This window comes from Dyella sp. SG609, from assembly GCF_012275375.1.
Lineage (GTDB): Bacteria > Pseudomonadota > Gammaproteobacteria > Xanthomonadales > Rhodanobacteraceae > Dyella_D > Dyella_D marensis.
This window is the reverse complement of record NZ_JAAZQJ010000012.1, coordinates 88,080-109,591: the sequence shown is the minus strand read 5'-3', so window position 1 is coordinate 109,591 and position 21,512 is coordinate 88,080. Positions and strand designations below refer to the sequence as shown.

The 21,512-nt window shown below is 68.7% G+C and carries 18 protein-coding genes; 8 read left to right on the top strand and 10 right to left on the bottom strand.

Annotated elements, in window-relative coordinates; all coding sequences use genetic code 11:
• The first annotated feature begins 7 nt into the window (after positions 1-7).
• Positions 8-499, top strand: coding sequence for an Mpo1-like protein (locus FHW85_RS18700; RefSeq protein WP_168649263.1), 492 nt, complete (start codon positions 8-10; stop codon positions 497-499).
• Entirely contained in the window at positions 496-903 is a 408-nt protein-coding gene (locus FHW85_RS18695; RefSeq protein ID WP_167252641.1) for a hypothetical protein, read from the top strand. Before FHW85_RS18700 ends, FHW85_RS18695 begins: the two co-directional genes overlap by 4 nt.
• Before the next feature lie 30 nt (positions 904-933).
• Here the strand turns inward: FHW85_RS18695 and FHW85_RS18690 are convergent, their stop codons facing one another.
• The 3 genes from FHW85_RS18690 to FHW85_RS18680 all read right to left on the bottom strand — a co-directional run bounded on the left by FHW85_RS18690 (position 934) and on the right by FHW85_RS18680 (position 5,299).
• Positions 934-3,030, bottom strand: coding sequence for a beta-agarase (locus FHW85_RS18690; RefSeq protein WP_168649262.1), 2,097 nt, complete (start codon positions 3,028-3,030; stop codon positions 934-936).
• A 148-nt stretch (positions 3,031-3,178) separates the two neighbouring features.
• Positions 3,179-4,510, bottom strand: coding sequence for an amino acid permease (locus FHW85_RS18685; protein ID WP_168649261.1), 1,332 nt, complete (start codon positions 4,508-4,510; stop codon positions 3,179-3,181).
• Between the two features lie 105 nt (positions 4,511-4,615).
• On the bottom strand, positions 4,616-5,299 hold the full coding sequence (locus tag FHW85_RS18680; protein ID WP_167252643.1) for a type 1 glutamine amidotransferase domain-containing protein: 684 nt from the start codon (positions 5,297-5,299) through the stop codon (positions 4,616-4,618).
• A 202-nt stretch (positions 5,300-5,501) separates the two neighbouring features.
• Between FHW85_RS18680 and dinB the strand changes: the two genes are divergently transcribed.
• Positions 5,502-6,596, top strand: coding sequence for a DNA polymerase IV (dinB, locus tag FHW85_RS18675; protein ID WP_167252644.1), 1,095 nt, complete (start codon positions 5,502-5,504; stop codon positions 6,594-6,596).
• A gap of 67 nt (positions 6,597-6,663) precedes the next feature.
• The gene (locus FHW85_RS18670; RefSeq protein ID WP_168649260.1) at positions 6,664-7,347 is read left to right on the top strand and encodes a hypothetical protein; all 684 of its coding nucleotides are present in this window, start codon (positions 6,664-6,666) and stop codon (positions 7,345-7,347) included.
• Between the two features lie 4 nt (positions 7,348-7,351).
• Here FHW85_RS18670 and dapB read toward each other — a convergent pair whose 3' ends face one another.
• Positions 7,352-8,155 (bottom strand): 4-hydroxy-tetrahydrodipicolinate reductase, encoded by an 804-nt coding sequence (dapB, locus tag FHW85_RS18665; protein ID WP_167252646.1) that lies wholly within the window; start codon positions 8,153-8,155, stop codon positions 7,352-7,354.
• Between the two features lie 132 nt (positions 8,156-8,287).
• On the opposite strand from dapB, the gene FHW85_RS18660 reads away from it, so the two are divergent.
• A complete protein-coding gene (locus FHW85_RS18660; protein ID WP_168649259.1) occupies positions 8,288-8,968 on the top strand; it encodes a hypothetical protein in 681 nt (226 codons plus the stop codon).
• A gap of 473 nt (positions 8,969-9,441) precedes the next feature.
• Positions 9,442-10,470 (top strand): hypothetical protein, encoded by a 1,029-nt coding sequence (locus tag FHW85_RS18655; RefSeq protein ID WP_167252648.1) that lies wholly within the window; start codon positions 9,442-9,444, stop codon positions 10,468-10,470.
• 59 nt (positions 10,471-10,529) lie between these two features.
• On the opposite strand, the gene FHW85_RS18650 is transcribed toward FHW85_RS18655, so the two are convergent.
• The 6 genes from FHW85_RS18650 to FHW85_RS18625 form a co-directional block, all read right to left on the bottom strand.
• Positions 10,530-11,312, bottom strand: coding sequence for a substrate-binding domain-containing protein (locus tag FHW85_RS18650; protein WP_168649258.1), 783 nt, complete (start codon positions 11,310-11,312; stop codon positions 10,530-10,532).
• A gap of 52 nt (positions 11,313-11,364) precedes the next feature.
• The gene (locus FHW85_RS18645; RefSeq protein ID WP_168649257.1) at positions 11,365-12,660 is read right to left on the bottom strand and encodes an MFS transporter; all 1,296 of its coding nucleotides are present in this window, start codon (positions 12,658-12,660) and stop codon (positions 11,365-11,367) included.
• Between the two features lie 342 nt (positions 12,661-13,002).
• Positions 13,003-14,787: a dihydrolipoyl dehydrogenase gene (gene lpdA, locus FHW85_RS18640; RefSeq protein WP_168649256.1), complete on the bottom strand. Its 1,785-nt coding sequence runs from the start codon at positions 14,785-14,787 to the stop codon at positions 13,003-13,005.
• A gap of 16 nt (positions 14,788-14,803) precedes the next feature.
• Positions 14,804-16,501 (bottom strand): dihydrolipoyllysine-residue acetyltransferase, encoded by a 1,698-nt coding sequence (gene aceF / locus FHW85_RS18635; RefSeq protein WP_168649255.1) that lies wholly within the window; start codon positions 16,499-16,501, stop codon positions 14,804-14,806.
• A gap of 295 nt (positions 16,502-16,796) precedes the next feature.
• Complete coding sequence (locus FHW85_RS18630; RefSeq protein WP_167252653.1) at positions 16,797-17,621, bottom strand: mechanosensitive ion channel domain-containing protein; 825 nt, start codon at positions 17,619-17,621, stop codon at positions 16,797-16,799.
• A gap of 166 nt (positions 17,622-17,787) precedes the next feature.
• Positions 17,788-18,618: a DUF2884 family protein gene (locus tag FHW85_RS18625; RefSeq protein WP_168649254.1), complete on the bottom strand. Its 831-nt coding sequence runs from the start codon at positions 18,616-18,618 to the stop codon at positions 17,788-17,790.
• Positions 18,619-18,804: 186 nt separating this feature from the next.
• On the opposite strand from FHW85_RS18625, the gene FHW85_RS18620 reads away from it, so the two are divergent.
• Positions 18,805-20,463: an FAD-binding dehydrogenase gene (locus FHW85_RS18620; protein ID WP_168649253.1), complete on the top strand. Its 1,659-nt coding sequence runs from the start codon at positions 18,805-18,807 to the stop codon at positions 20,461-20,463.
• Positions 20,460-21,476, top strand: a complete 1,017-nt coding sequence (locus FHW85_RS18615; protein WP_168649252.1) for a 2-dehydropantoate 2-reductase — start codon at positions 20,460-20,462, stop codon at positions 21,474-21,476. Before FHW85_RS18620 ends, FHW85_RS18615 begins: the two co-directional genes overlap by 4 nt.
• The last annotated feature ends 36 nt before the right edge of the window (positions 21,477-21,512 follow it).

Genomic DNA, 21,512 nt, shown 5'->3' with positions numbered 1-21,512 from the left:
CGCCGCCATGCGCACCGCGGAACCGCGCACCGGCCTGGGCCCCTGGCTGGACAGCTACGCCGGCGACCATCGCCACCCCGTCAACCAGCGGCTGCACGAGGTGTGCGTGCCGCTGATCCTGTGGAGCGCCATCGCGCTGATGTGGACCATCCCGGTGCCGGCCCTGCTCGGCCGCCCGGGTTTCTGGTCCGTCGCCGCGCAGGTGCTGGCCTTCGCCTGTTACTGGAAGCATTCGCGGCGCATGGGCGGCGCCATGTTCGTGGTGTTCGTGCTGCTGGACCTGCCCACCGCATGGATCCACGCGCAGTACGGCGCCGGCGTGCTGCGCTGGAGCGCGGTGGCGGTGTTCGCGGTGGCCTGGGTCGGCCAGTTCGTCGGCCATGCGATCGAAGGCCGCCGCCCCAGCTTCCTCACCGACCTCTCCTACCTGCTGGTCGGTCCCGCCTGGCTGCTGGACAAGCTGATGCGCCGCCTGGGCCTGGGCGGGGAGCAGGCATGAACACCTTCCTGGTGCTGCTCAGCAGCCTGCTGTGGTGGGTGCTCTACAGCAGCATCGGCGCGCTGTTCCTGGCGATCATCGCGTGGGCGGTGCTGCGCTGGATCGAACGCAGCCCGGTGGTGTTCAACCGCACCTACCTGGCCTGCCTGCTGTGGATGCTGCTGGACGTGATCGTCGGCGGCGCCGTGCTGATGAAGCACGGCGCGCAGGTGGACCCATTGGCCCTGCTGCGCACCGCCGGCTGGCGCGCCGCCATCGTGCTGAACATGCTGATCGGCGCCGCGCTGCTGTGGCGGCTGGTGCCGCGCATCGATGCGCGTCGCATCAAGCCGACCAGCGCCTGCCTGGCGGTGGCGGTGATCATGCTGGTGGTGTTCGGCGCGGTGACCAGCCTCGTCGGTTGAACACTCTCTCGGCTGATCAGGCTCGACTGATCAGCGCGCGCCGGCCTGCTCGTTGGCCTTGCGCACCGCGTCGACGAAGCTCCCGAACGGGATATCGGTAATGCCGACCAGGCCGACGTGCGAGTTCTCGCCGTCCAGCGTACGGCCGCTTACCGGCTGGTCGGTGTACTCGAACCAGTGCGCGCCGACCACGTTCGGGTCCTGCGCCGCGGCCTGCACGTAGCGCGCATACGCCTCGCCGCGCTGCGCCTCGTTCCACACCGGCACCACGCCGCGGCCGAACGGTCCGCGGTCGTCCGAGCCGAAATGGAATTCGGTGAGCATCACGGGCTTGCCGAGCTTGGCGATGGCCGCCATGTCGACGCCGTGCTGCGGCACGTCGGTGTAGGCGTTGAAGCTGAGCACGTCGCAGTAGCGCGCGCAGGCAGCGACGGCTTCCGGCGTGTTCACCGCGAAGCGGCCGCCGAGGAACAGATGATGCGCATCGTGCCTGTGCAGCGCTTCGCTCACCACGCGGAAATATTGCTCGGCGTATTGCCGCAGCCAGGCGCTGTAGTCGGCGGCGACCGCCGGATGCGCTTCGCTGGGCAGCGGCGCGTTGTAGCCCGTGGCGTTGAGCGCATCCCATGAAGGCAATGCGATGCCCCACGCCGCCGCCAGCTTCGCCGGTTCGCCGTACTTGCGCTTGAGCGCCGCGATAAAGGCCTGCTTCGCATCGCTGCGCGCCTCGCCGCGCAGCGTGCCCAGCGCAAGGCCCCAGCGCCCCTGCGGCCCCTGGCCGGCCCACGGCAGTTCGTTGTCGGCGAAATAACCCAGCAGCCAGGGATCGCCGGCCACGCCCTTGCTGGCCTTCACCGCCGCCGCTTCCGCCGCCTGCGCGAAGCGCGGGTCGAACGGATCCGGCATGCGGCCCCAATAGTCGTAGCCGCTGGAGACATTGCCGAATACGCCGGCGACTTCGATCGAACGCGTGTAAGCCAGGCGATTCGTGCGCTCGCCCGCCAGCGCCTCGTCGCTCCAGTTGCCCAGCGTGTTGAAGCCCCACGCATGCAGGCGCGCCAGCGTGCGCTGGCGCCAGGCCTGCGGCCAGTCCGCGCCGTCGAGGCGATACAGGTTGGCCGCGTAGAAATCGAACCAGCGCCCGTGGTTGTAGCCGATGCCCGCGGCGGCCTGCGCATCGGGCGAGCGGTTGTCGCCGCTGCCGTAGAAGGCATGCCAGGCGCCACTGTCGGGCGGCAGGCCGGTGAACATCCACTCGCGTCCCTGCACGTAGCTGCGCTGCTCCGTGGTCACCGCATTGACGCCGAGCGAGAAGAACGCATGGCCGTCCGGCGTCACCAGCGACCAGCGGCCGTCGCGGCGCTCGGTGTGGAACCAGCCGTTGGCTTTGAACGCAGGCAGGTCGGTGCGGCCGCCGTAGGGATCGCGCTTCGCCGGCGACGGCGCCGCAACGGACTTGGCCTGCGCGGCGCGCAGCGCGGCATCGCTGTCGATCTTCTCCGGCCATTGGCCGCGCGTGTACTGGCCGTAGGCGTCGACGATGGCGGTATACGCGTCGCGCAGCGCAGCGTCGCCAGACATCGTCTCCAGCTTGCCGAACAGCAACGTCTGCGCGGCTTGCGGCGCAGGCATGCTCAGGCGCACTGCAGCGACCTTGTGCAGATCGAGCTGCCCTTCGACCACGGTGGCGACCAGCACGCGCTGGCCCTTGCGCTCGTACGGCATCGGCGGCCCCGCCTGCATGCCCTGCGCGCGTGGCGAGACGGCATGCAGCGGCACCACTACGGTCTGCGGAGGGCCGGCAGGAATGCCAACCGTGGCGTGCAGCGCCTGATCCTTGCCGGCGCCGTCGATATCGATGCGCAACGTTACCGCCCAGGCCATGCCGCTCTGCACGCGCAGGTGCAGTTCGCCCTGGGCGCTCCAGTCCCAGCTGCCTTGAGCGGGTGCGAGCGTGAGATGCGGAGCGGCAGCGGGCTGAAACACGAAGGGCTGCAGCACCGCGGCGCCATCGCGCACTTCATGGGCGCCGCGCTGCACCTGTTCGAGCGCGACCTTGGCGGAGGGCTGGCCGAGATCGACCACCTGCCCGGCCACGGCGGACCCGCCGCACAGGGATGCCAGCATCAAGCAGCCGAATGTATGCCATCGCCTCACGTGCCACTCCTCCACCCCGACTGGAGCGCCGTAGGTTGGGGTGAACGCAGTGAACCCCAACAACACGGCACCCGGCAGCGCTTGTTGGGGTTCGCTGCGCTCACCCCAACCTACGGCGTCACGCCGGACCTTGCCGCCGCTGCCACGCACGCCACACCAGATAAACCGGCACGCCGACCAGCACCAGCAGCAGGCTCATGCCGGCGTCTCCCGGCGAATCGAACACCGTCGCCGCGATCACACCCAGCACCGTCAGCACGAACAGGAACGGCAGCACCGGATAGAACGGCACCCGGTACGGCGCCGGCTCCGCCGCGAAGCGGCGGCGATACCAGAACAGCGTGGCAATGCCGAAGGCATGGAACAGCCACTCGCCCACCGTGGTGTAGTTGAGCAGCTGGCCGAAGCTGCCGGACAGCACCAGCACGATGGCCCAGCCGCCGAGCACCGCCAACGCCACCTGCGGCGCGCGCGACCGCGCGTCGATGCGGCCCACCGCGCGGAAGAACATGCCGTCCGCGCCCATGGTCTGCAGCACGCGCGCGCCGCCGGCAATGGCGATGCTGCAATAGCCGAAGGTGGAACAGGCGATGCCGATCGCCATCACCCGCGCGCCGGCTTCGCCGAACAGCTTGTGCATCAGGTCCGCGGCCGGCGCATGGCTGGCGGCCAGGCCCGCATGGCCGAGCCCGGCCAGATAAGCGAAGTTGACCAGCAGATAGCACAGCACCACCGCCGCCAGCCCCAGGCCCAGTGCGCGCGGCAGCGTGCGCTGCGGTTCGCGCACTTCGCCGGCCAGGTCGTTGAGGTAGTGGAAGCCGCCGTAGGTGAACAGCACCGGCAACAAGGCGCCGAGGAAATCCCAGGGCCGCGCCTGGTGCACCGGATCCGGCGCCAGCGCCATGCCCAGATGCCCGCGCGCCAGCACCAGCGCCGCCGCCACCAGCATGGCGATGGCGGCCAGCTTCAGCACGGTGAACAGGTTGAGCATGCGCGAGCCGGCACGGATGCCGAAGAAATTCACGCCGACGATGAACAGGATCGCCGCCGCCGCCACTGGCTTCACCCACGGCAGCGGCAGGCCGACCGCGGCGCAGAAGTAATCGGCGAAGGTGGTCGCCACCGCCGCCACGCTGCCGGGATAGTTGATCAGCGCCATGGTCCAGCCGAACAGGAACGCCGGCAGCTGGCCGAAGGCCTCGCGCAGATAGATGTAGATGCCGCCCGCCTGCGGCCTCCGCGCGCCCAGCTCGGCGTAGCACAGCACGCCGGCCAGGGTCAGCGCGCCGCCGATCGCCCACAGCAGCAGCAGTTCCGCGCCGGAAGAGGTGCGCTCGGCCACGGTGGAGGTGCTGCGGAAGATGCCGCCGCCGATCACGCCGCCGATCACGATGGCGGCGGCGTCCCAGGTGCCGAGGCGGCGGAGGTACGAAGGTGAGGTATCGGTCATAAGCGTCGACGATAACCCGGGACGCCCCCGCATGACTGATGACCTATGCCCTATGCGCGGCAGCATGGAGACGGGCAGGCCGCCCTGCCCGTCTCCGCGCGCGGCTCAGTCCTCGTTGCGCAGCAGCGCCAGCACGGCCTTGGCCGCATCCACCGACGACGCCGGGTTCTGTCCCGTCACCAGGTTGCCGTCGGTGACGGCGTAGGGGTGGAAGTCGGCCTTCTTCGAATACTCCGCGCCATGTGCCTTGAGCATGTCCTCGACCAGGAACGGCACCACGTCGGTGAGCCCGACCGCGGCTTCCTCGCCGTTGGTGAAGCCGGTGACGCGCTTGCCGCGCACCAGCGGCTCGCCCTTGAAACGGGTGTGGCGGAACACCGCCGGCCCGTGGCACACCGCGCCCACCGGCTTGCCGGCGGCGTAGGTGCGCTCGATCAGCGCGGCGGAGTCGGCATCCTCCGCCAGGTCCCACAGCGGGCCGTGCCCGCCGGGATAGAACACGGCGTCGTACTGCGCCTTGGCCGCCTCGGCCAGCGGCTGGGTATGGGCCAGCGCCTCCACCGCCTTGGCATCGGCGCGGAAGCGGCGGGTGGCCTCGGTCTGCGCGTCGGGCTCGTCGCTCTTGGGATCGAGCGGCGGCTGGCCGCCCTTGGGCGAGGCGAGCACGATCTGCGCGCCGGCGTCCTTGAACACGTAGTACGGCGCGGCGAATTCTTCCAGCCAGAAGCCGGTCTTGCGGCCGGTATCGCCGAGCTGGTCGTGCGACGTCAGCACCATCAGGATCTTCATCGGTTTTTCCTCGCGTGATTGCCGCCCATCCTGGCAGGCGGGGCGGTAAGTGCACGTGATCTGCGGGCCGGCGCGGTGCCTTCAAGCGTCGCGCCAGCGGATCGGCAGAAATGGGCAAGCCCGGCAGCGGATCGGGCAGGCGCGGCGGTTCCGTGCTTAACTCTCGCCGCCATCCACGCTCGCGATCCCTGCCGCTCCGCTCGTGCCACCGCCTCCGCGCAAGATCATCCACATCGACATGGACGCGTTCTACGCGTCGGTGGAGCAGCGCGACGACCCCGAGCTGCGCGGCAAGCCGGTGGTGGTGGCCTGGCGCGGCGCGCGTTCGGTGGTGTGCGCGGCCAGCTACGAGGCGCGCAAGTTCGGCGTGCGTTCGGCGATGCCGGCGGTGCGCGCGGAGCGGCTGTGCCCGCAGGCGATCTTCGTGCCGCCGGATTTCAGCCGCTACAAGGCGGTGTCGCGGCAGGTGCGCGAGATCTTCGCGCGGCATACCGAGCTGATCGAACCGCTGTCGCTGGACGAGGCCTACCTGGACGTCACCTCGTCGATCACCGCGCTGCCTTCGGCCACCGCCACCGCCGAGGCGATCCGCGCGGCGATCCGCGAGGAAACGCAGCTCACCGCCTCGGCCGGCGTGGCGCCGAACAAGTTCCTGGCCAAGATCGCCTCGGACTGGAAGAAACCGGACGGCCTGTTCGTGATCCGCCCGCACCAGGTGCTGGACTTCCTCGCCCCGCTGCCGGTGGGCCGCCTGCCCGGCGTGGGCAAGGTGATGGAAGCCAAGCTCACCGCCATGCATATCGCCACCGTGGGCGAGCTGCGCAACGTCGCGGCGGAAGAACTGGAACAGCGCTTCGGCCGCTGGGGCCGGCGCCTGCACGAGTTGTCGCTGGGCATCGACGAACACGCGGTGGAACCGGACCGCCCCACCCTGCAGGTCTCCGCCGAGGACACCTTCGAGAGCGACCTCACGCTGGACGAACTCGAACCGCATATCCGCCGCCTGGCCGGGAAGACCTGGGCCGCGCACGAACGCGAGGCGGCAGGCGCGCATGGCCGCATCGCGCGCACCGTGGTGCTGAAGCTCAAGACCAGCGACTTCCACACGCTGACGCGCAGCCTCACGCCGTCGACGCGCCCCACGTCAGCCGAAGAACTGGCCGACCTGGCCTGCGCCCTGCGCGCCCGCGTGGAGCGGCCGGCGGAAAGCCGCTACCGGCTGGTCGGGGTGGGGCTCTCCGGCTTCGTCGAGCAGGACAGCTTCGTCGCCCAGGGCGACCTGTTCGAGCACGGCTAGGCGCACTGCTGCGCCGCGCCGGGATCGGCTACGCTGCGCCTCCTCCAGCCTCGCCGAGACGTACGACATGCATCTCGAACTGCCGAAAATGCGCTTGCATTCGCTGACCGATTTCACCAAGCACTATCTGATGATCGTGCTCAGCATTCTTACCGCGCTGGGGCTGGAGGCGTGGATCGAGCGCTCGCATCATGCGCATGCGGCGGAAACGGCGAACCGGCATATCCGCGCGGAGATCGAGGCCAACCTCAGCGACGTGCGCCTGTCGATCAAGACCAACGAGGCCTTGATCAAGCCGCTGATCGAACTGGACGAGACGGTGAGCGCGGATATCCGCGCGGGCGCCACCGCGGCGGCGATCAACCAGCATATCCAGGCGCGCCACGCCTCGTTCAAGCTGAGCGTGAACTGGCCCACCGTGGCCTCGCAGGCCTGGGACGTGGCCGTGGCCAACCAGTCGGCCAGCTGGATGGACGATGCCGACCTGCGCCGTTATTCCGCGGCCTATGCGGACCTGCACGACGCCTCCAACTGGCTGACCCACGACAGCATCATCCTGCTCAATGCGCCGAGCATGGCGGCGCTGCGCACGCGGATCGAACTCCATGCGGCGGTCGATCCGCTGGAATTCGCCACCGTGCTGCGGCAGATGATCAGCACCTCGCAGGAAATCCAGTCGCACCTGCACCAGCTGGAAGGCCATCTGGTGCATGCGCTGGAACACGACGACACCGGCGCCGCGCACGGCTGAGGCCTCAGATTTCCAGCACCTTGTCCAGGCCGCGGTGCAGGCCGGGCGCCAAACCCGGCACCTTGCGCAGCGCCAGCAGCGCGCCGTCGACGTAAGGCTTCGCGCTGCTGCCGGCGTTATGGCGCAGGGTGAGCGTCTGGTCCGGCATGCCGAAGATCACCTCGGCGCCGAGCACGAAGCCCGGCAGGCGCACCGCGTGCACCTGTGCGCCGCCCAGGGTGCCGCCGCGCGTCTCGCGTACGCCGCGGGTCTGCTCCAGCGGCAGCCCGAGTTCCGGCTGGCGCACCTGGCCCAGGCGTCCGGCCAGTTCGCGCACGGTGCCGCTGGGAGCGTCCGGCTTGCCTTCGTAGGCGTAGTCGATGATTTCCCAGCTCGGGATGTACTGCGCCGCCTGCTCGGCGAATTTCTGCAGCAGCACCATGGTCAGCGCGAAGTTGCCGCAGGCGAGCACGGCGCGGCCCCTGGCGCGCGCGGCCTGGTCTATCTGCGCGTAGTCCTCATCGCTCAGTCCCGAGGTGCCCACCACCACGTGCGCACCGTGTTCCAGCGCGGCGAGGATGTTGGCCTTGGCGCTGTCGGGCCTGGTGTATTCCATGAACACGTCGACCGGCCGGGCCAGGGCCTCGGCGGCGGTGGCGAACACCGGCGCATCCAGGCGCGCATCGCCCAGCGCCTGCCCCAGCGTGCCACCGGCATGCTTGCGCGATACCGCGCTCACCAGCTTCAGGCCATCGGTGGCGGCCAGGCCGCGCGCCAGTTCCGAACCGGCCCAGCCGGTGGCTCCTGCCAGACAGACGTTCAAGCTCATGGGTCACCTCGCCAGTCAAAGAAAACCAGATGCCGCCGTGCCGGGCGCTTTGCAAGCCCTTGCGCACTGCCGGCCCGCGGCGCCTTCGGTTAGGCTCGGCAGTTTCCCGCATATCGCCGCCCGGACGCTGCCATGCACCTCGAATTGCCCAGAACGCGCCTGCAATCGCTCAAGGATTTCATCAAGCATTATCTGATGATCGTGCTCAGCATCCTCACCGCGCTGGGGCTGGAGGCGTGGATCGAGCATGTCCATCACAAGCACGCGGCCGAGGAGGCCAGCGTGCGCATCGATGCGGAGATCCAGCAGAACCTGGCCGAGATCGAGCGCGTGCTCGAACACGACCGGGCGCGCATGGAAGCACTGGCCCACCTGCGCGACGTGCTCGCCGCCGACATCAAGGCGCATGCCTCGGACGAAACGATCCGCCAGCACGCCCATGCGAACGCACCCGACGGCCTGTACCTGGACTACCGCTGGCCGGTGCTGCGGCGCGAAGCCTGGGACCTGGCCGTGGCCAACCAGTCCGCCAGCTGGATCGACAACGAGCGCCTGCGCGCCTATTCGTCCATCTACGCGTCCCAGACCGCCAGCCTCAACAATCTGGCGGCCGACATTCCGCTGGTGTTGAACGGCCCGCATGCGATGGACATGGGGCTGGACTTCGACAACGACGATTACCAGCCGCGCGAACTGCTGCACGTGGCCAGCCAGATGGCGGGCACGGTGCACGAGGTGGTCAGCATGCTGGACGGGCTGCACAAGCGGATCGAGGCGGCGATAGCGGCGGACAAGCAGCACGGGCACTCGTAGCAGCACCTCGTCATTCCGGCGCAGGCCGGAGTGACGAGCGTTCGCTCTTCACACCTTGCACACGTATTCGCATCGCGCGTTTTTTCGAATGCACGAATCGTTGAACATCATTAACGGCGCGCGTTCTCTTTCACCCGGAAGCTATTTTCAAGGCATGTGCGAAGCGCCTTCGCGCGCGCATCGGGCGATTTGCATCGCAGGTGTTTGACGCAGTCTCTTTCGATTTGCAAAGCGCACCGAAGATGCATTACCAAAGCCGCCGGAACGTTTGTGGCCCGGATGGCCGGACGCTCTTTCAGGGGATGCGTCATCGCTCGACTCTCCGCCGTGGGATGCAGCGGAGCACAGGTAGTCGCATGAATCGTCGCCACCGCGATGCGGTCGGCGCGCAGGTGAGTTGTTGCCCGAAACCGGCGGCTGGAATCCTCCAGCGCCGGAACCGAAAACTTATTTTTCGCATCAGGGAGAATTCAATGCTTGCGAAGTTGACGTTTGTCGTAGCCGCCGGCGTGCTCAGCGCCGCCTGTGTTTCCGCGGCCTATGCCGCGCAGCCCACCACCGACCTGGTCGGTGCGCTGGAAGCGCAGGCCCATGCGCAGTGGCGCGAGGACATCTCGCATATCGCCACGCCCGCCGAAGGCTGCTTCCATGCCACCTATCCCAGCGTCGTGTGGGAGCGCGCCGCATGCACGGCGGCGATCCCGCGCGTGACGCCGACGCCGCGCTGGCGCAGCTTCGGCCCCGCGCAGAACGCCGGCAACGGCAACGACTACACGCTGCATTCGTCCACGCTGATCACCAAGGCGGTGGGCAGCTTCCCGAGCGTGACCGGCGTGACTTCGGAATCCGGCGTGGGCGTGGCCGCCTACGGCGGCGGCGGCATCCTCGGCCCGAACGAGTATTCGCTGCAGATCAACTCCAGCTTCGACGACACCACCTCGGCCTGCAAAGGCCACTCCGGCTGTACCGTGTGGCAGCAGTACGTGTACGCGCCGGACTACGAAGTGGACGGCCAGGCGGCCGTGTTCATGCAGTACTGGCTGATCGGCTACGGCGGCAGCAGCTGCCCCAGCGGCTTCGGCAGCGACGGCGCCGGCGACTGCTACAAGAACAGCGCCGCGGCCACCGCGCCGGACGTGCCGGCCACCCAGCTGGCCAACGTGAAGCTGACCGGCACGGTGAGCTCGGGCGGCAACGACACCGTGGTGTTCACCAACGGCACCCAGGCCTACAGCTCCAGCGGCAAGGACAGCGTGCTGTACCTGGCGACGGTGTGGAAGGTGGGCGAGTGGAACGTGGTCGGCAATGCCGGCGGCTCGATGGCCAAGTTCAACACCGGCTCGTCGATCACCGCGAAGCTGGCGGTGACCAACGGCTCCACCTCGGCGCCGTCGTGCGTGGCCAACTCCGGCAGCACGGGCGAGAGCAACAACCTCAACCTGGGCAGCTGCTCGACGGGTGGCGGCTCGACGCCGTACATCCAGTTCACCGAGTCGAACTGAGCTCGGCGCAAGGCAAAGAAAAAGCCCGGGCATGCCCGGGCTTTTTCCGGCGCCGCATTTCAGTGTGCGGGAACGGGATCGAGCCCCGTCGCCTTTACCTCCGGCTGCGCCTCGGGCGACGCGAGATAGTCGAGCAGCGCCTTGGCTTCCTCCGGATGCCGGGCGCCCGCGGGGACGCCGCCGGCAAAGCGCGTGACCGATTGCAGCGACTCGGGAATCTTGCCGACGAAGGTTGCCCCCCGCACGGGAAGCAGTTCGCTCACCTGCTGGAGGCCGACGTCGTAGTTACCGTTGGCCACGACCGACGCCACCGGAACCCGCGGAATCATCTTCGCCTTCGACTTGACCTGGTCCTCGATGCCAAGCTTCCTGAACAACTCCCGCTCGACATAGACACCGCTTGCGCTGTCCGAATAGGCGATCGATTTCGCCTGCAGCAGCGCCTGCCTGAAGCCTTCGACCGACCGGATGTCCGGTTTCGCCGCACCTTCGCGCACCACCATGCCGATACGCGAATCGGCCAGCTCGACCCGTGACCCCGGCAGGACCCGGCCTTGCGTGATCAACTCGTCAAGCGCGTAACCGACCATGATGACGACGTCCGCGGGTTCGCCACGCGCAAGCCGGTTCGGTATCGCCTCGGGCGATTTGCCCATCGACGGCCCCAAGGTGGTCTCGAGCGTATGGCCCGTATGGGCGGCGAACCGCGGGCCCAGCAGCTTGTAGGCGGCGGTGAATCCGCCGGAGGTCATCACTTGCAACTGGGCGGCCTGCACGTTCGCGAAGCAGGCGGAGGCCGCGACGATCGAGGCCGCGCATAGTTTCAGGATAGGATTTTTCATGGCGGTGCCCGTACGGATCTGGCGGTGTTCGTGAGGCGGGACGAGCCTGGCGTCAGTGCGCCGGCGCCAACGCAGATGCGCCGCGGCGGTAGAGCACGAACGTCGCGATGAGTGCGCATGCCGCGGCGAAGCTCATCCAGTAGCCGGGAGCGGCCTTGTCGCCCGTCATGTGAATCAGCGCCATGGAAACCGCTGGCGTGAAACCGCCGAACACAGCCGTCGCGAGGCTGTACGCCAGCGAGAATCCGGCGACGCGCACCTGCACCGGCATCACTTCCGTGAGCGCGGCGACCATCGCGCCGTTATAGATGCCGTAGATGAAGGAGAGCCACAGCAGGACGAGCAGCATGCTGACGAACGAAGGCGCATGGGCAAGCAGGGACAACGCCGGATACACGGTAGCGATGGCGAGCACGGTCATGCCGACGAGAAGCGGCCGGCGGCCGACGCGGTCGGAGAGCGCGCCGCCGATCGGCAGCCATACGAAGTTGGACACTCCAACGCACAGCGTCACGAGCAGGCTGTCGGCGGTACTGAGGTGCAGAACCGTCTTGCCGAAGGTCGGCGCGTAGACGGTGATCAGATAGAAGCTCGCGGTGGTCATGGCCACCAGCATCATCCCGGCGATCACCACGACCCAGTTCCGCGCCAGCGTGCCGAGCAGTTCTTTCATGTCCGGCCGATGCTGGCGTGCCTTGAATTCCTGCGTCTCCTCCAGGCGGCGGCGCAGGATGAAGATGAACGGCACGATCATGCAGCCGACGAGGAACGGTATGCGCCATCCCCACGAGGCGATGACCGGCGCGCTCAGCCATCGATCGAGCGCGAAACCCAGGCCGGCCGCCACGACAATCGCGACCTGCTGGCTCGCCGATTGCCAGCTGGTGAAAAAGCCCTTGCGGCCCGGCGTGGCCATCTCGGCCAGATACACCGACACGCCGCCCAGCTCGGCACCGGCCGAAAAGCCCTGCAGCAAGCGTCCGAGCAGCACGAGCGCGGGAGCCAGAAGGCCGATCGTCGCGTAGCCCGGTACGAAGGCGATCAGGATCGTGCCGCTGGCCATGATCGACAGCGTGACGATGAGACCTTTGCGGCGGCCGACGTTGTCGATATAGGCGCCAAGCACGATCGCTCCGAGCGGCCGCATCAGGAATCCGGCGCCGAAGGCGGCGAAAGTCATCATCAACGAGGCGAATTCGCTTTGCGCCGGGAAAAAGACCTGGGCGATCTGCGTCGCGTAGAACCCGAACAGGAAGAAGTCGAATTGCTCAAGGAAGTTCCCCGCCGTCACGCGAAGGACCGCAACGGCTTTCGAAAGGCCGGCCGGAAGGCTGGGCGAAGGATCCATCGACGTGTCTCCTGGTCTCTTGAACATGCGCAAGCGGGCGAACAATGACTTCCCGGCGGTGTCGGCCCCCGGCGGTATCGGCAACGGAAAGCACGATGGGCCAGGGCGGGATTGGATCGGCGATTTCGAGCAGCCATGGAAAATATCAGAACGCGCGAACGCGTCAGCACGGACCAGCTCTTGAAATGACTTTCATCGCGCGTTTTGCCGTGCAGGCGGCAGAACGAAAACTTTCTGATTTATCGCCATGGCGAGCCGGCGTAAGGAAATGACATGATGCGCGGCTTGGCCAGCCAAGAGAAAAAGCCTGGGCAGGCCCAGGCTTTTCAATGACGGCGGCACTTACTTCCGCTTGGGGATATACAGGTCGGTGATGGTGCCTTCGTACACCTCCGCCGCCATGCCCACCGACTCGCTCAAGGTGGGGTGCGGATGGATGGTGAGGCCGATATCGGCCGCCTCGCTGCCCATCTCGATAGCGTGGGTGATCTCGGCGATCAGGTCGCCCGCATGCGGGCCGACGATGGCGCCGCCGACCACGCGGTGGGTTTCCTCGTCGAAGATCAGCTTGGTGAAGCCTTCGGTGCGGTCGATGCCGATGGCGCGGCCGCTGGCCACCCAGGGGAACTTGCCCACGCCGATCTTCAGGCCCTTCTCCTTGGCCTCGCGCTCGGTCACGCCCACCCATGCCACTTCCGGATCGGTATAGGCCACGGACGGGATCACGCGCGCATCGAAGTAGCTCTTCATGCCGGCGACCACCTCGGCGGCGACGCGCGCCTCGTGGGTGGCCTTGTGCGCGAGCATCGGCTGGCCGACCAGGTCGCCGATGGCGAAGATGTGCGGCACGTTGGTGCGCATCTGCGTGTCGACGTTGATGAAGCCGCGCTCGGTCACCGCCACGCCGGCCTTGTCCGCGCCGATCTTGTTGCCGTTGGGCGAGCGGCCCACGGCGACCAGCACGCGGTCGAACAGCTTGGTCTCGGGGATGCTGTCGCCTTCGTAGGCGACCTCGATGCCCTTCTTGGTGGCCTTGGCCTCGGTGACCTTGGTTTTAAGGTGCACGCCCTTGAGCTTGCCGCCCAGGCGCTTGGCCAGCGGCTTGATCAGGTCGGTGTCGGCGCCGGGGATCAGCTGGTCCATGAATTCGACCACGGTCACTTCGCTGCCCAGCGCGCCATACACCGTGGCCATTTCCAGGCCGATGATGCCGCCGCCGACGACCAGCAGCTTGGCCGGCACGTCCTTCAATTCCAGCGCGCCGGTGGAATCCATCACGCGCTCGTCGTCCCACGGGAAGGCCGGCAGCTTCACCGACTGCGAGCCGGCGGCGATGATGGCCTGCTCGAAGCGGATCAGCTTCTTGCCTTCGGCCGTCTCCACTTCCAGTTCGTGCGGCGACACGAACGTGCCCACGCCCTGCACGGTGCGCACCTTGCGCTGCCTGGACATGCCGGCCAGGCCGCCGGTGAGCTGGGCCACGACCTTGTTCTTGAACGAGCGCAGCTTGTCCAGGTCGAGCTTCGGCTTGCCGAAGCTGACGCCGTGCGCGGCCATCGCCTCGGCCTCGTCGATCACGGCGGCGGCGTGCAGCAGCGCCTTGGACGGGATGCAGCCCACGTTGAGGCAGACGCCGCCCAGGGTGGCGTAGCGCTCGACCAGCACGGTGTCCACGCCAAGGTCCGCGGCGCGGAACGCGGCGGTGTAGCCGCCGGGGCCGGAGCCGAGCACCACCAGCTTGCATTCGATGTCGGCGCTGCGGCCGGAGGCGCCGGCTGCCTGCGGGGCGGGTGCCGGAGCCTTGGCGGCGGGTGCCGGCGCAGGCGCCGGTGCCGGAGCGGGCGCCGCGGCCTTCGGCGCTTCGGCCGCGGGCGCGGCGGCGTCGCCGGCGACTTCGAGGATGGCGATGACGGCGCCTTCGGACAGCTCGTCGCCCACCTTCACTTTCAATTCCTTGATGGTGCCGGCCGCGCTCGAGGGGATCTCCATCGTCGCCTTGTCGGACTCCAGCGTGATCAGGCTCTGGTCCTTGGTCACGCTGTCGCCGGCCTTCACCAGCACTTCGATCACCGGCACGTTCTCGTTGCCGCCGATGTCGGGGACTTTCAGTTCGATCGTATTCGCCATGTCGTCGGTCTCCGCGTCAGAGCAGCAGGCGGCGGATGTCGCCGAGCTGGGTGGCGAGGAAGGAGGCGAAGCGGGCGGCCAGTGCGCCGTCGATCACGCGGTGGTCGTAGCTCAGCGACAGCGGCAGGATCAGGCGCGGGGCGAATTCCTTGCCGTTCCACACCGGCTTGGTCTGCGCCTTGGACACGCCCAGGATGGCCACTTCCGGCGCATTGACGATCGGCGTGAACGCGGTGCCGCCGATGCCGCCCAGCGAGGAGATCGAGAAGCAGCCGCCGGACATGTCGTTCGGGCCGAGCTTCTTGTCACGCGCCTTCTTGGAGATTTCGCCCAGTTCCACGGCGAGGTCCAGCAGGCCCTTCTTGTCGCAGTCGCGGATCACCGGCACGACCAGGCCGTCCGGCGTGTCGACCGCGATGCCGACGTGGAAATACTTCTTGAGGATCAGCTTTTCGCCGGTCTCGTCCAGCGAGGCGTTGAACTGCGGGAACTTCTTCAGCGCCGCGACCACCGCCTTGATCTGGAACACCAGCGGGGTGATCTTCAGGTCCTTGTTCTCTTCGCCGAGCTTCTTGCGGAAGGCTTCCAGCTCGGTGATGTCCGCGTCCTCGTGCTGCGTGACGTGCGGGATCATCGCCCAGTTGCGCGCCAGGTTGGCGCCGGAAATCTTCTGGATGCGGCTGAGCGGCTTCTCCTCGATCGCGCCGAACTTGGCGAAATCCACCTTCGGCCACGGCAGCAGGTTGAGGCCGCCGCCGGCCGGCTGGGCCGGACCGCTGGGACGCGCGCCGGAGGCCAGCGCGTGCTTGACGTAGGAGGCCACGTCCTCGCGCACGATGCGGCCGCCGCGGCCGCTGCCCTTGACCTGACGGATGTCCACGCCCAGCTCGCGCGCGAAGGCGCGGATGGCGGGGCTGGCGTAGGGGGCGTCGCCCGGCATCACGATGCGCGAGTCGAACGGCGGGCGGGCGGCCGGCGCCACGTCGCCTTCCGGCGCGTTGCCGGGCAGGACACCGCGGCCGCCGAGCGGGGCGGGCTTTTCTTCCACCTGGGGCACGGCGGCCTTGGCCGGTGCCGGGGCCGGCGCCGGCGCGGCGGCCGGGGCGCCTTCGCTGCTCTCGATCAGGGCGATCACGGCGCCTTCGGACAGCTCGTCGCCGACCTTGACCTTCAGCTCCTTCACCACGCCGCCGAACGCGGCGGGCACTTCCATGGTGGCCTTGTCCGATTCCAGCGTGATCAGGCTCTGGTCCTTGGCCACGGTGTCGCCGACCTTGACCAGCACCTCGATCACCGGCACGCCTTCATGGCCGCCGATATCCGGCACCAGGGCTTCGCGCACGCCGCCGGCGGCCGGCGCGGGAGCGGCGCGGCTGGGTTCGGCGGCCTTGGCCGGGGCGGCAGCGGGAGCCGGCGCGGGGGCCGGGGCGGCGGCCTGGGTGGCCGGCGCGGGTGCAGGCGCGGGGGCGGAGCCCTCGTCGGCCTCGATGATGGCGATCACGGCGCCCTCGGACACCTCGTCGCCCACCTTGAGCTTGACTTCCTTGACCGTGCCGGCGAACGGCGCGGGCACTTCCATGGTGGCCTTGTCCGACTCCAGGGTGATCAGGCCTTGTTCCTTCGCGACCTTGTCCCCGGGCTTCACCAGTACTTCGATCACCGGGACGTTGTCGTGCCCGATATCCGGCACGCGGGCTTCTTTCAGGTCGGCCATGGTTACTCCTGCGATGTCGATGGCGCCGCGCGTGGGGGATGGCGGCACGCAAGAGCCTAATCATAGCGAAGGCGCCCGGTCCCGTCTGGATCGATCTTGGTCGCGGGGGACCATGCGCATACGTATGCACAGGAACTCTTCTCCCCTCCGGGGAGAAGATGCCGGCAGGCAGATGAGGGGTGGGTGCTCGCCAAAACGGATCGACAGGGCGGGGCTTGCTTGCTGCTCCCGCTTCCACGCTCCGCCCGCCCCCTCACCCCAGCCCTCTCCCCGGCGGGGAGAGGGGGCAGAAGCGTCAGTCCGGCAGCTTTCCCTGCACCACCCGCAGCTCGCGCTGCGGGAACGGAATGGAGATGCCCGCGGCCTCGAAGCGCTCCTTGATCCGGCGCAGCAGGTCGGTCTGGGCGCCCCAGATATCCCCGCTGCGGGTGTAGGCGCGGATCACCAGGTTCACCGCGCTGTCGCCCAGGGATTCGGTCCAGATGCCCGGCGCGGGGTCGCGCAGGATGCGCTCGTCGGCGTCGAACAGCTCGCGCACCACGTCCATGGCCTTGCCGATGTCGTCGCCGTAGCCGATGCCCACCTTCAGCTCGAAGCGGCGGGTGCCGCGGCGGTTGAAATTGACGATGGCGTCGGCGCCGATCTTGCCGTTGGGCACGATCGCCTCGCGGTTGTCCGGCAGCACCAGCAAGGTGTGCATCAGGTTGATCGAATCCACCGTGCCGTCGATGCCGCCGGCGGTGATGTAGTCGCCCACGCGGAACGGCCGGAACACGATCAGCAGCACGCCCCAGGCCAGGTTGCTGAGCGACCCCTGCAAGGCCAGGCCGATGGCCAGGCCCGCGGTGCTGAGCGCGGCGATCAGCGGCGCCGACGGCACGCCGGCCTGCTGCAGCGCCATCACCACCAGCAGCACGATCAGCACGCCGTTGATCAGGTTGCGCAGGAAGCCGCTCAGGGTCGGGTCGAATTTCGCGCGCTGCATGGCGCGCAGCGCGAAGTTGGCGACGCGTGCGGCCAGCCACAGGCCCAGCAGCAGGATCAGCAGCGCGGCGCCGAGATTGATCAGGTGGTCGATCGCATTTTCGGAAAAATGCAGGCGCACCAGGAAATCGTGCATGGCGGGGAGTCCATCCGGGGAAGGCGGACTTCAAGCCTAGCAGCCATGCGCGCGCAGCCGGAACCCGGCAACGGCGCGCAGAAAAAGGCCGCGCCATGGGGATGAACGCGGCATGGAGTGGAGCGTCCGTGGGGGGAAAGCGCGGGAGCGCTCGTTTCGCCTCGCCTCAGCGCGAGGCGACGTCCGGTTCCTGCTTGGCCGGCGTCTTGTCGTTGTGCTTCTCGTAGGTGACCAGCTGCAGGCGCGAGCCGTCGGCCAGGCGGAACTGGAACTGCTGCTGCAACTGACCCAGCGCCTGCAGCCGCGGGCACAGCGCCTTGGCGCGTTCGCCCAGGCGCTCACCCTGCGCGTCCATTTCCTTGTCGATGCTCTTGTCCAGCGATTGCGCACGCGCTTCCAGCGCGGCGACCTTGGCCTGGTCGCCGCTGAGCGCGGCCGTCACCGCGCTGGCGGTGACCTTGCCCACCAGGTCGCCGACCGTCTCGCCGACGCTGTCGGTCAGCGCTTCGCTCACCGCGCCGTGCTTCCAGATGCCGCGGCCCAGCGTGCTGTCGATATCGGCCCGCGCCTGCGCATGGCGGCGGTCGAGGCGCTCGACCAGCTTGCGGCGCTCGCCCTCGCCTTCGGCGAAGGTCATCAGCACCGTGCGCATCGCGGCGAAGCCGACGTCGACGCCGTCGCGCGCGATGCCGGCCACTTCGGGCAGCAGCGCGCGCACCTTGTCCTCGTACTGGCGCAGCCGCGCAGCGTCGGCGGCGGAGACGGCGAGCGCACGGTCGTCCACGCGCAGCTGGCCGTCGTGCATGAACACGTCGCCGGGCTTGCCGTCGTCGCGCTGGAAGCGGATGCCGGAGGCATCGACGCGCACGTCGTACGGCGTGCGGTAGCCGCAGCTGTCGTCGTCGACCTGAATGGTGCGGGCCTGCGCCGGCAAGGCCATGGCCAGGCCCAGAGCGAGGGCGAGGCCAAGCAAGGTGGTGGCGGAAGTCTTGCGCATGGTCGATCCCCTCGTGGCATGGCCCGGCCCTCCGCCAGCCCATGTTGCAGACGATGCGTCGGCGCCCGGCGCAGCGGCATGGGCCAGCCGTCATGCCCTGCCATCGGTCACATGCGGCGTCGCGCATAGGCAGGCGCGCCGCCAGCCGCTAAGTTGGCCGGACTATCGGCCTGGGGAAGCACGCATATGCGGGACGGCTGGGATGTGATCGTGATCGGAGCCGGCCTGGCCGGACTGGCGGCGGCGACCGAACTGGCGGATGCCGGGCGGCGCGTGCTGGTGCTCGAACAGGAGCCGGGACAGAGCCTGGGCGGCCAGGCGTTCTGGTCGTTCGGCGGGCTGTTCTTCGTCGACTCGCCCGAGCAGCGCCGCATGGGCGTGCGCGATTCGCACGCGCTGGCCCTGGCCGACTGGATGGGCACGGCCGCGTTCGACCGGCCGGAAGACTACTGGCCGCGGCGCTGGGCCGAGGCCTATGTCGACTTCGCCGCTGGCGAAAAGCGCGCCTGGCTGCACGGCATGGGCATGCGCTGGTTTCCGGTGGTGGGCTGGGCCGAACGCGGCGGGCATGGCGCGTATGGGCATGGCAATTCGGTGCCGCGTTTCCATGTGACCTGGGGCACCGGCCCCGGCGTGCTGGAGCCGTTCGTGCGGCGCGCGCGTGCGGCGCAGGCGAAGGGGCTGATCGAATTCGCGTTCCGCCATCGGGTGGATGAGCTGCTGGTGGAAGGCGGCGCGGTGGTCGGCGCGCGCGGCGCGGTGCTGGCGCCGGATGCGATCGAGCGCGGACGGCCGAGCACGCGCGAGGTGGCCGGCGATTTCGAAAAGCGCGCGCAGGCGGTGATCGTCGCTTCCGGCGGCATCGGCGCCAACCATGAGCTGGTGCGCCAGCATTGGCCCAGCCGGCTCGGCCCCGCGCCCGCGCACATGCTGTGCGGCGTGCCGGCGCACGTGGACGGCCGCATGCTGGCGATCAGCGAAGCGGCCGGCGCCCAGCTGATCAACCGCGACCGCATGTGGCATTACGTGGAAGGCATCGAGAACTGGAATCCGATCTGGCCCGCCCACGCCATCCGCATCCTGCCCGGCCCGTCCTCGCTGTGGTTCGACGCCACCGGCCGGCGCCTGCCCGGCCCGCTGTGGCCGGGCTTCGACACCATGGGCACGCTGGCCTGGCTGCGCCAGACCGGCTACGACTACAGCTGGTTCGTGCTGGACCAGCAGATCATCCGGCGCGAGTTCGCGCTGTCCGGTTCCGAGCAGAATCCCGACCTCACCGGCAAGAGCTGGCGGCAGGTGGCCAGGCGCGCCGTCGGCAAGGGCGCGCCGGCGCCGGTGGAAGCGTTCAAGCAGCACGGCCGCGACTTCATCGTGCGCGACACGCTGGAAGAACTGGTAGCCGGCATGAATGCGCTCACCGGCGAGGGCCTGATCGATGCCGCTGCGCTGCGGCGCGAAATCGAGACCCGCGACCTGCAGTTCGACAACCCTTACGCGAAGGATGCGCAGGTAATGGCCATCCATAACGCGCGGCGCTATCGCGGCGACAAGCTGGTGCGCGTGGCCAAGCCGCATCGATTGCTGGATCCGGCCAATGGGCCGCTGATCGCGGTGCGCCTGCACGTGCTGACGCGCAAGACGCTGGGCGGGCTGGAGACCGATCTGCAGGCGCGGGTGCTGGCGCCAGACGGGCAGCCCTTGCCGGGCTTGTATGCGGTGGGCGAGGCGGCGGGGTTTGGCGGTGGCGGCTTGCATGGCTATCGCGCGCTGGAAGGGAGCTTCCTCGGCGGCTGCCTGTTCTCCGGGCGGGTCGCGGGGCGTGCCGCCGCGGCGGCGGTGGCTTGAGCGCGGCAGCGGACATCGCCGTCTATGGCACCGGCAGTGTCGGTGGCTATCTCGGCGGGCGCTTGCACGGGCATGCGGCGGTGCGTTTTATCGTGCGCGATCGGATGCGGGCGACGTTGCGCGAACGCGGGATGACGCTGACCGATCTGCATGGGTTTCATCGGACGATCGATGGCGCGTCGCTCGACCTGTGCACGGCGCCGGCGGATGCGGCCGCGCCGCTGGTGCTGGTGACGGTGAAATCCGGCGATACGGCGCAGGCGGCGCAGGAGCTGGCCGCGGTGCTGCCGCCGGATGCGCTGGTGATCAGTTTCCAGAACGGCCTGCACAACGCCGACACGCTGCGCGCCGCCCTGCCCGGCCGCACGGTGCTGGCGGGCATGGTGCCGTTCAATGTGCTGCAGCGGGAACCGGGTGTGTTCCATCAGGGTTCCAGCGGGGAGCTGATGATGGAGGAGCATCCGGCGCTGCAGCCTTATCTGCCGGTGTTCGCCGCCGCCGGGCTGCCGATCGAGCCGCGCCGCGACATGGCGGCGGTGCAGCGGGCGAAGCTGCTGTTCAATCTCAACAATGCGATCAATGCGCTGTCGGGCTTGCCGCTGCGCGATGAGCTGGCGCAGCGGGGATGGCGGCGTTGCCTGGCGCTGGCGCAGGCGGAAGCGCTGGGGATCTTCGCTCGCTTGCATCTTCCGGTCGCGAAGCTCACGCCATTGCCGCCGCGCTGGCTGCCCGCGCTACTGAAGCTGCCCGATGCGCTGTTCGCGCGCCTGGCCTCGCGGATGCTGGCGATCGATCCGCTGGCGCGTTCGTCCACCTGGGAAGATCTGCAGGCGGGGCGGCGCACCGAGGTCGATGCGCTGCATGGCGCGGTGGTGGAACTGGCGGAGCGTGCGGGGCGCGCGGCGCCGGTCAACCGGCGCATCGTCGAGCTGGTGCGCGAGGCGGAAGCAAAGCCGGTGGCATGGACGGCCGAACGCCTGCTGGGCGAATTGCGCGAAACCGCGCGCCGCTAGCAATGTAGGTTGGGGTGAGCACAGCGAACCCCAACG

What these genes read in the sequence shown, in the direction of transcription:
- FHW85_RS18700 (WP_168649263.1), top strand. Translation starts at nt 8, where the DNA reads ATGCGCACCGCGGAACCGCGCACCGGCCTGGGCCCCTGGCTGGACAGC.
- FHW85_RS18695 (WP_167252641.1), top strand. Translation starts at nt 496, where the DNA reads ATGAACACCTTCCTGGTGCTGCTCAGCAGCCTGCTGTGGTGGGTGCTC.
- FHW85_RS18690 (WP_168649262.1), bottom strand. Translation starts at nt 3,030, where the DNA reads ATGCTGGCATCCCTGTGCGGCGGGTCCGCCGTGGCCGGGCAGGTGGTC.
- FHW85_RS18685 (WP_168649261.1), bottom strand. Translation starts at nt 4,510, where the DNA reads ATGACCGATACCTCACCTTCGTACCTCCGCCGCCTCGGCACCTGGGAC.
- FHW85_RS18680 (WP_167252643.1), bottom strand. Translation starts at nt 5,299, where the DNA reads ATGAAGATCCTGATGGTGCTGACGTCGCACGACCAGCTCGGCGATACC.
- FHW85_RS18670 (WP_168649260.1), top strand. Translation starts at nt 6,664, where the DNA reads ATGCATCTCGAACTGCCGAAAATGCGCTTGCATTCGCTGACCGATTTC.
- dapB (WP_167252646.1), bottom strand. Translation starts at nt 8,155, where the DNA reads ATGAGCTTGAACGTCTGTCTGGCAGGAGCCACCGGCTGGGCCGGTTCG.
- FHW85_RS18660 (WP_168649259.1), top strand. Translation starts at nt 8,288, where the DNA reads ATGCACCTCGAATTGCCCAGAACGCGCCTGCAATCGCTCAAGGATTTC.
- FHW85_RS18655 (WP_167252648.1), top strand. Translation starts at nt 9,442, where the DNA reads ATGCTTGCGAAGTTGACGTTTGTCGTAGCCGCCGGCGTGCTCAGCGCC.
- FHW85_RS18650 (WP_168649258.1), bottom strand. Translation starts at nt 11,312, where the DNA reads ATGAAAAATCCTATCCTGAAACTATGCGCGGCCTCGATCGTCGCGGCC.
- FHW85_RS18645 (WP_168649257.1), bottom strand. Translation starts at nt 12,660, where the DNA reads ATGGATCCTTCGCCCAGCCTTCCGGCCGGCCTTTCGAAAGCCGTTGCG.
- lpdA (WP_168649256.1), bottom strand. Translation starts at nt 14,787, where the DNA reads ATGGCGAATACGATCGAACTGAAAGTCCCCGACATCGGCGGCAACGAG.
- aceF (WP_168649255.1), bottom strand. Translation starts at nt 16,501, where the DNA reads ATGGCCGACCTGAAAGAAGCCCGCGTGCCGGATATCGGGCACGACAAC.
- FHW85_RS18630 (WP_167252653.1), bottom strand. Translation starts at nt 17,621, where the DNA reads ATGCACGATTTCCTGGTGCGCCTGCATTTTTCCGAAAATGCGATCGAC.
- FHW85_RS18625 (WP_168649254.1), bottom strand. Translation starts at nt 18,618, where the DNA reads ATGCGCAAGACTTCCGCCACCACCTTGCTTGGCCTCGCCCTCGCTCTG.
- FHW85_RS18620 (WP_168649253.1), top strand. Translation starts at nt 18,805, where the DNA reads ATGCGGGACGGCTGGGATGTGATCGTGATCGGAGCCGGCCTGGCCGGA.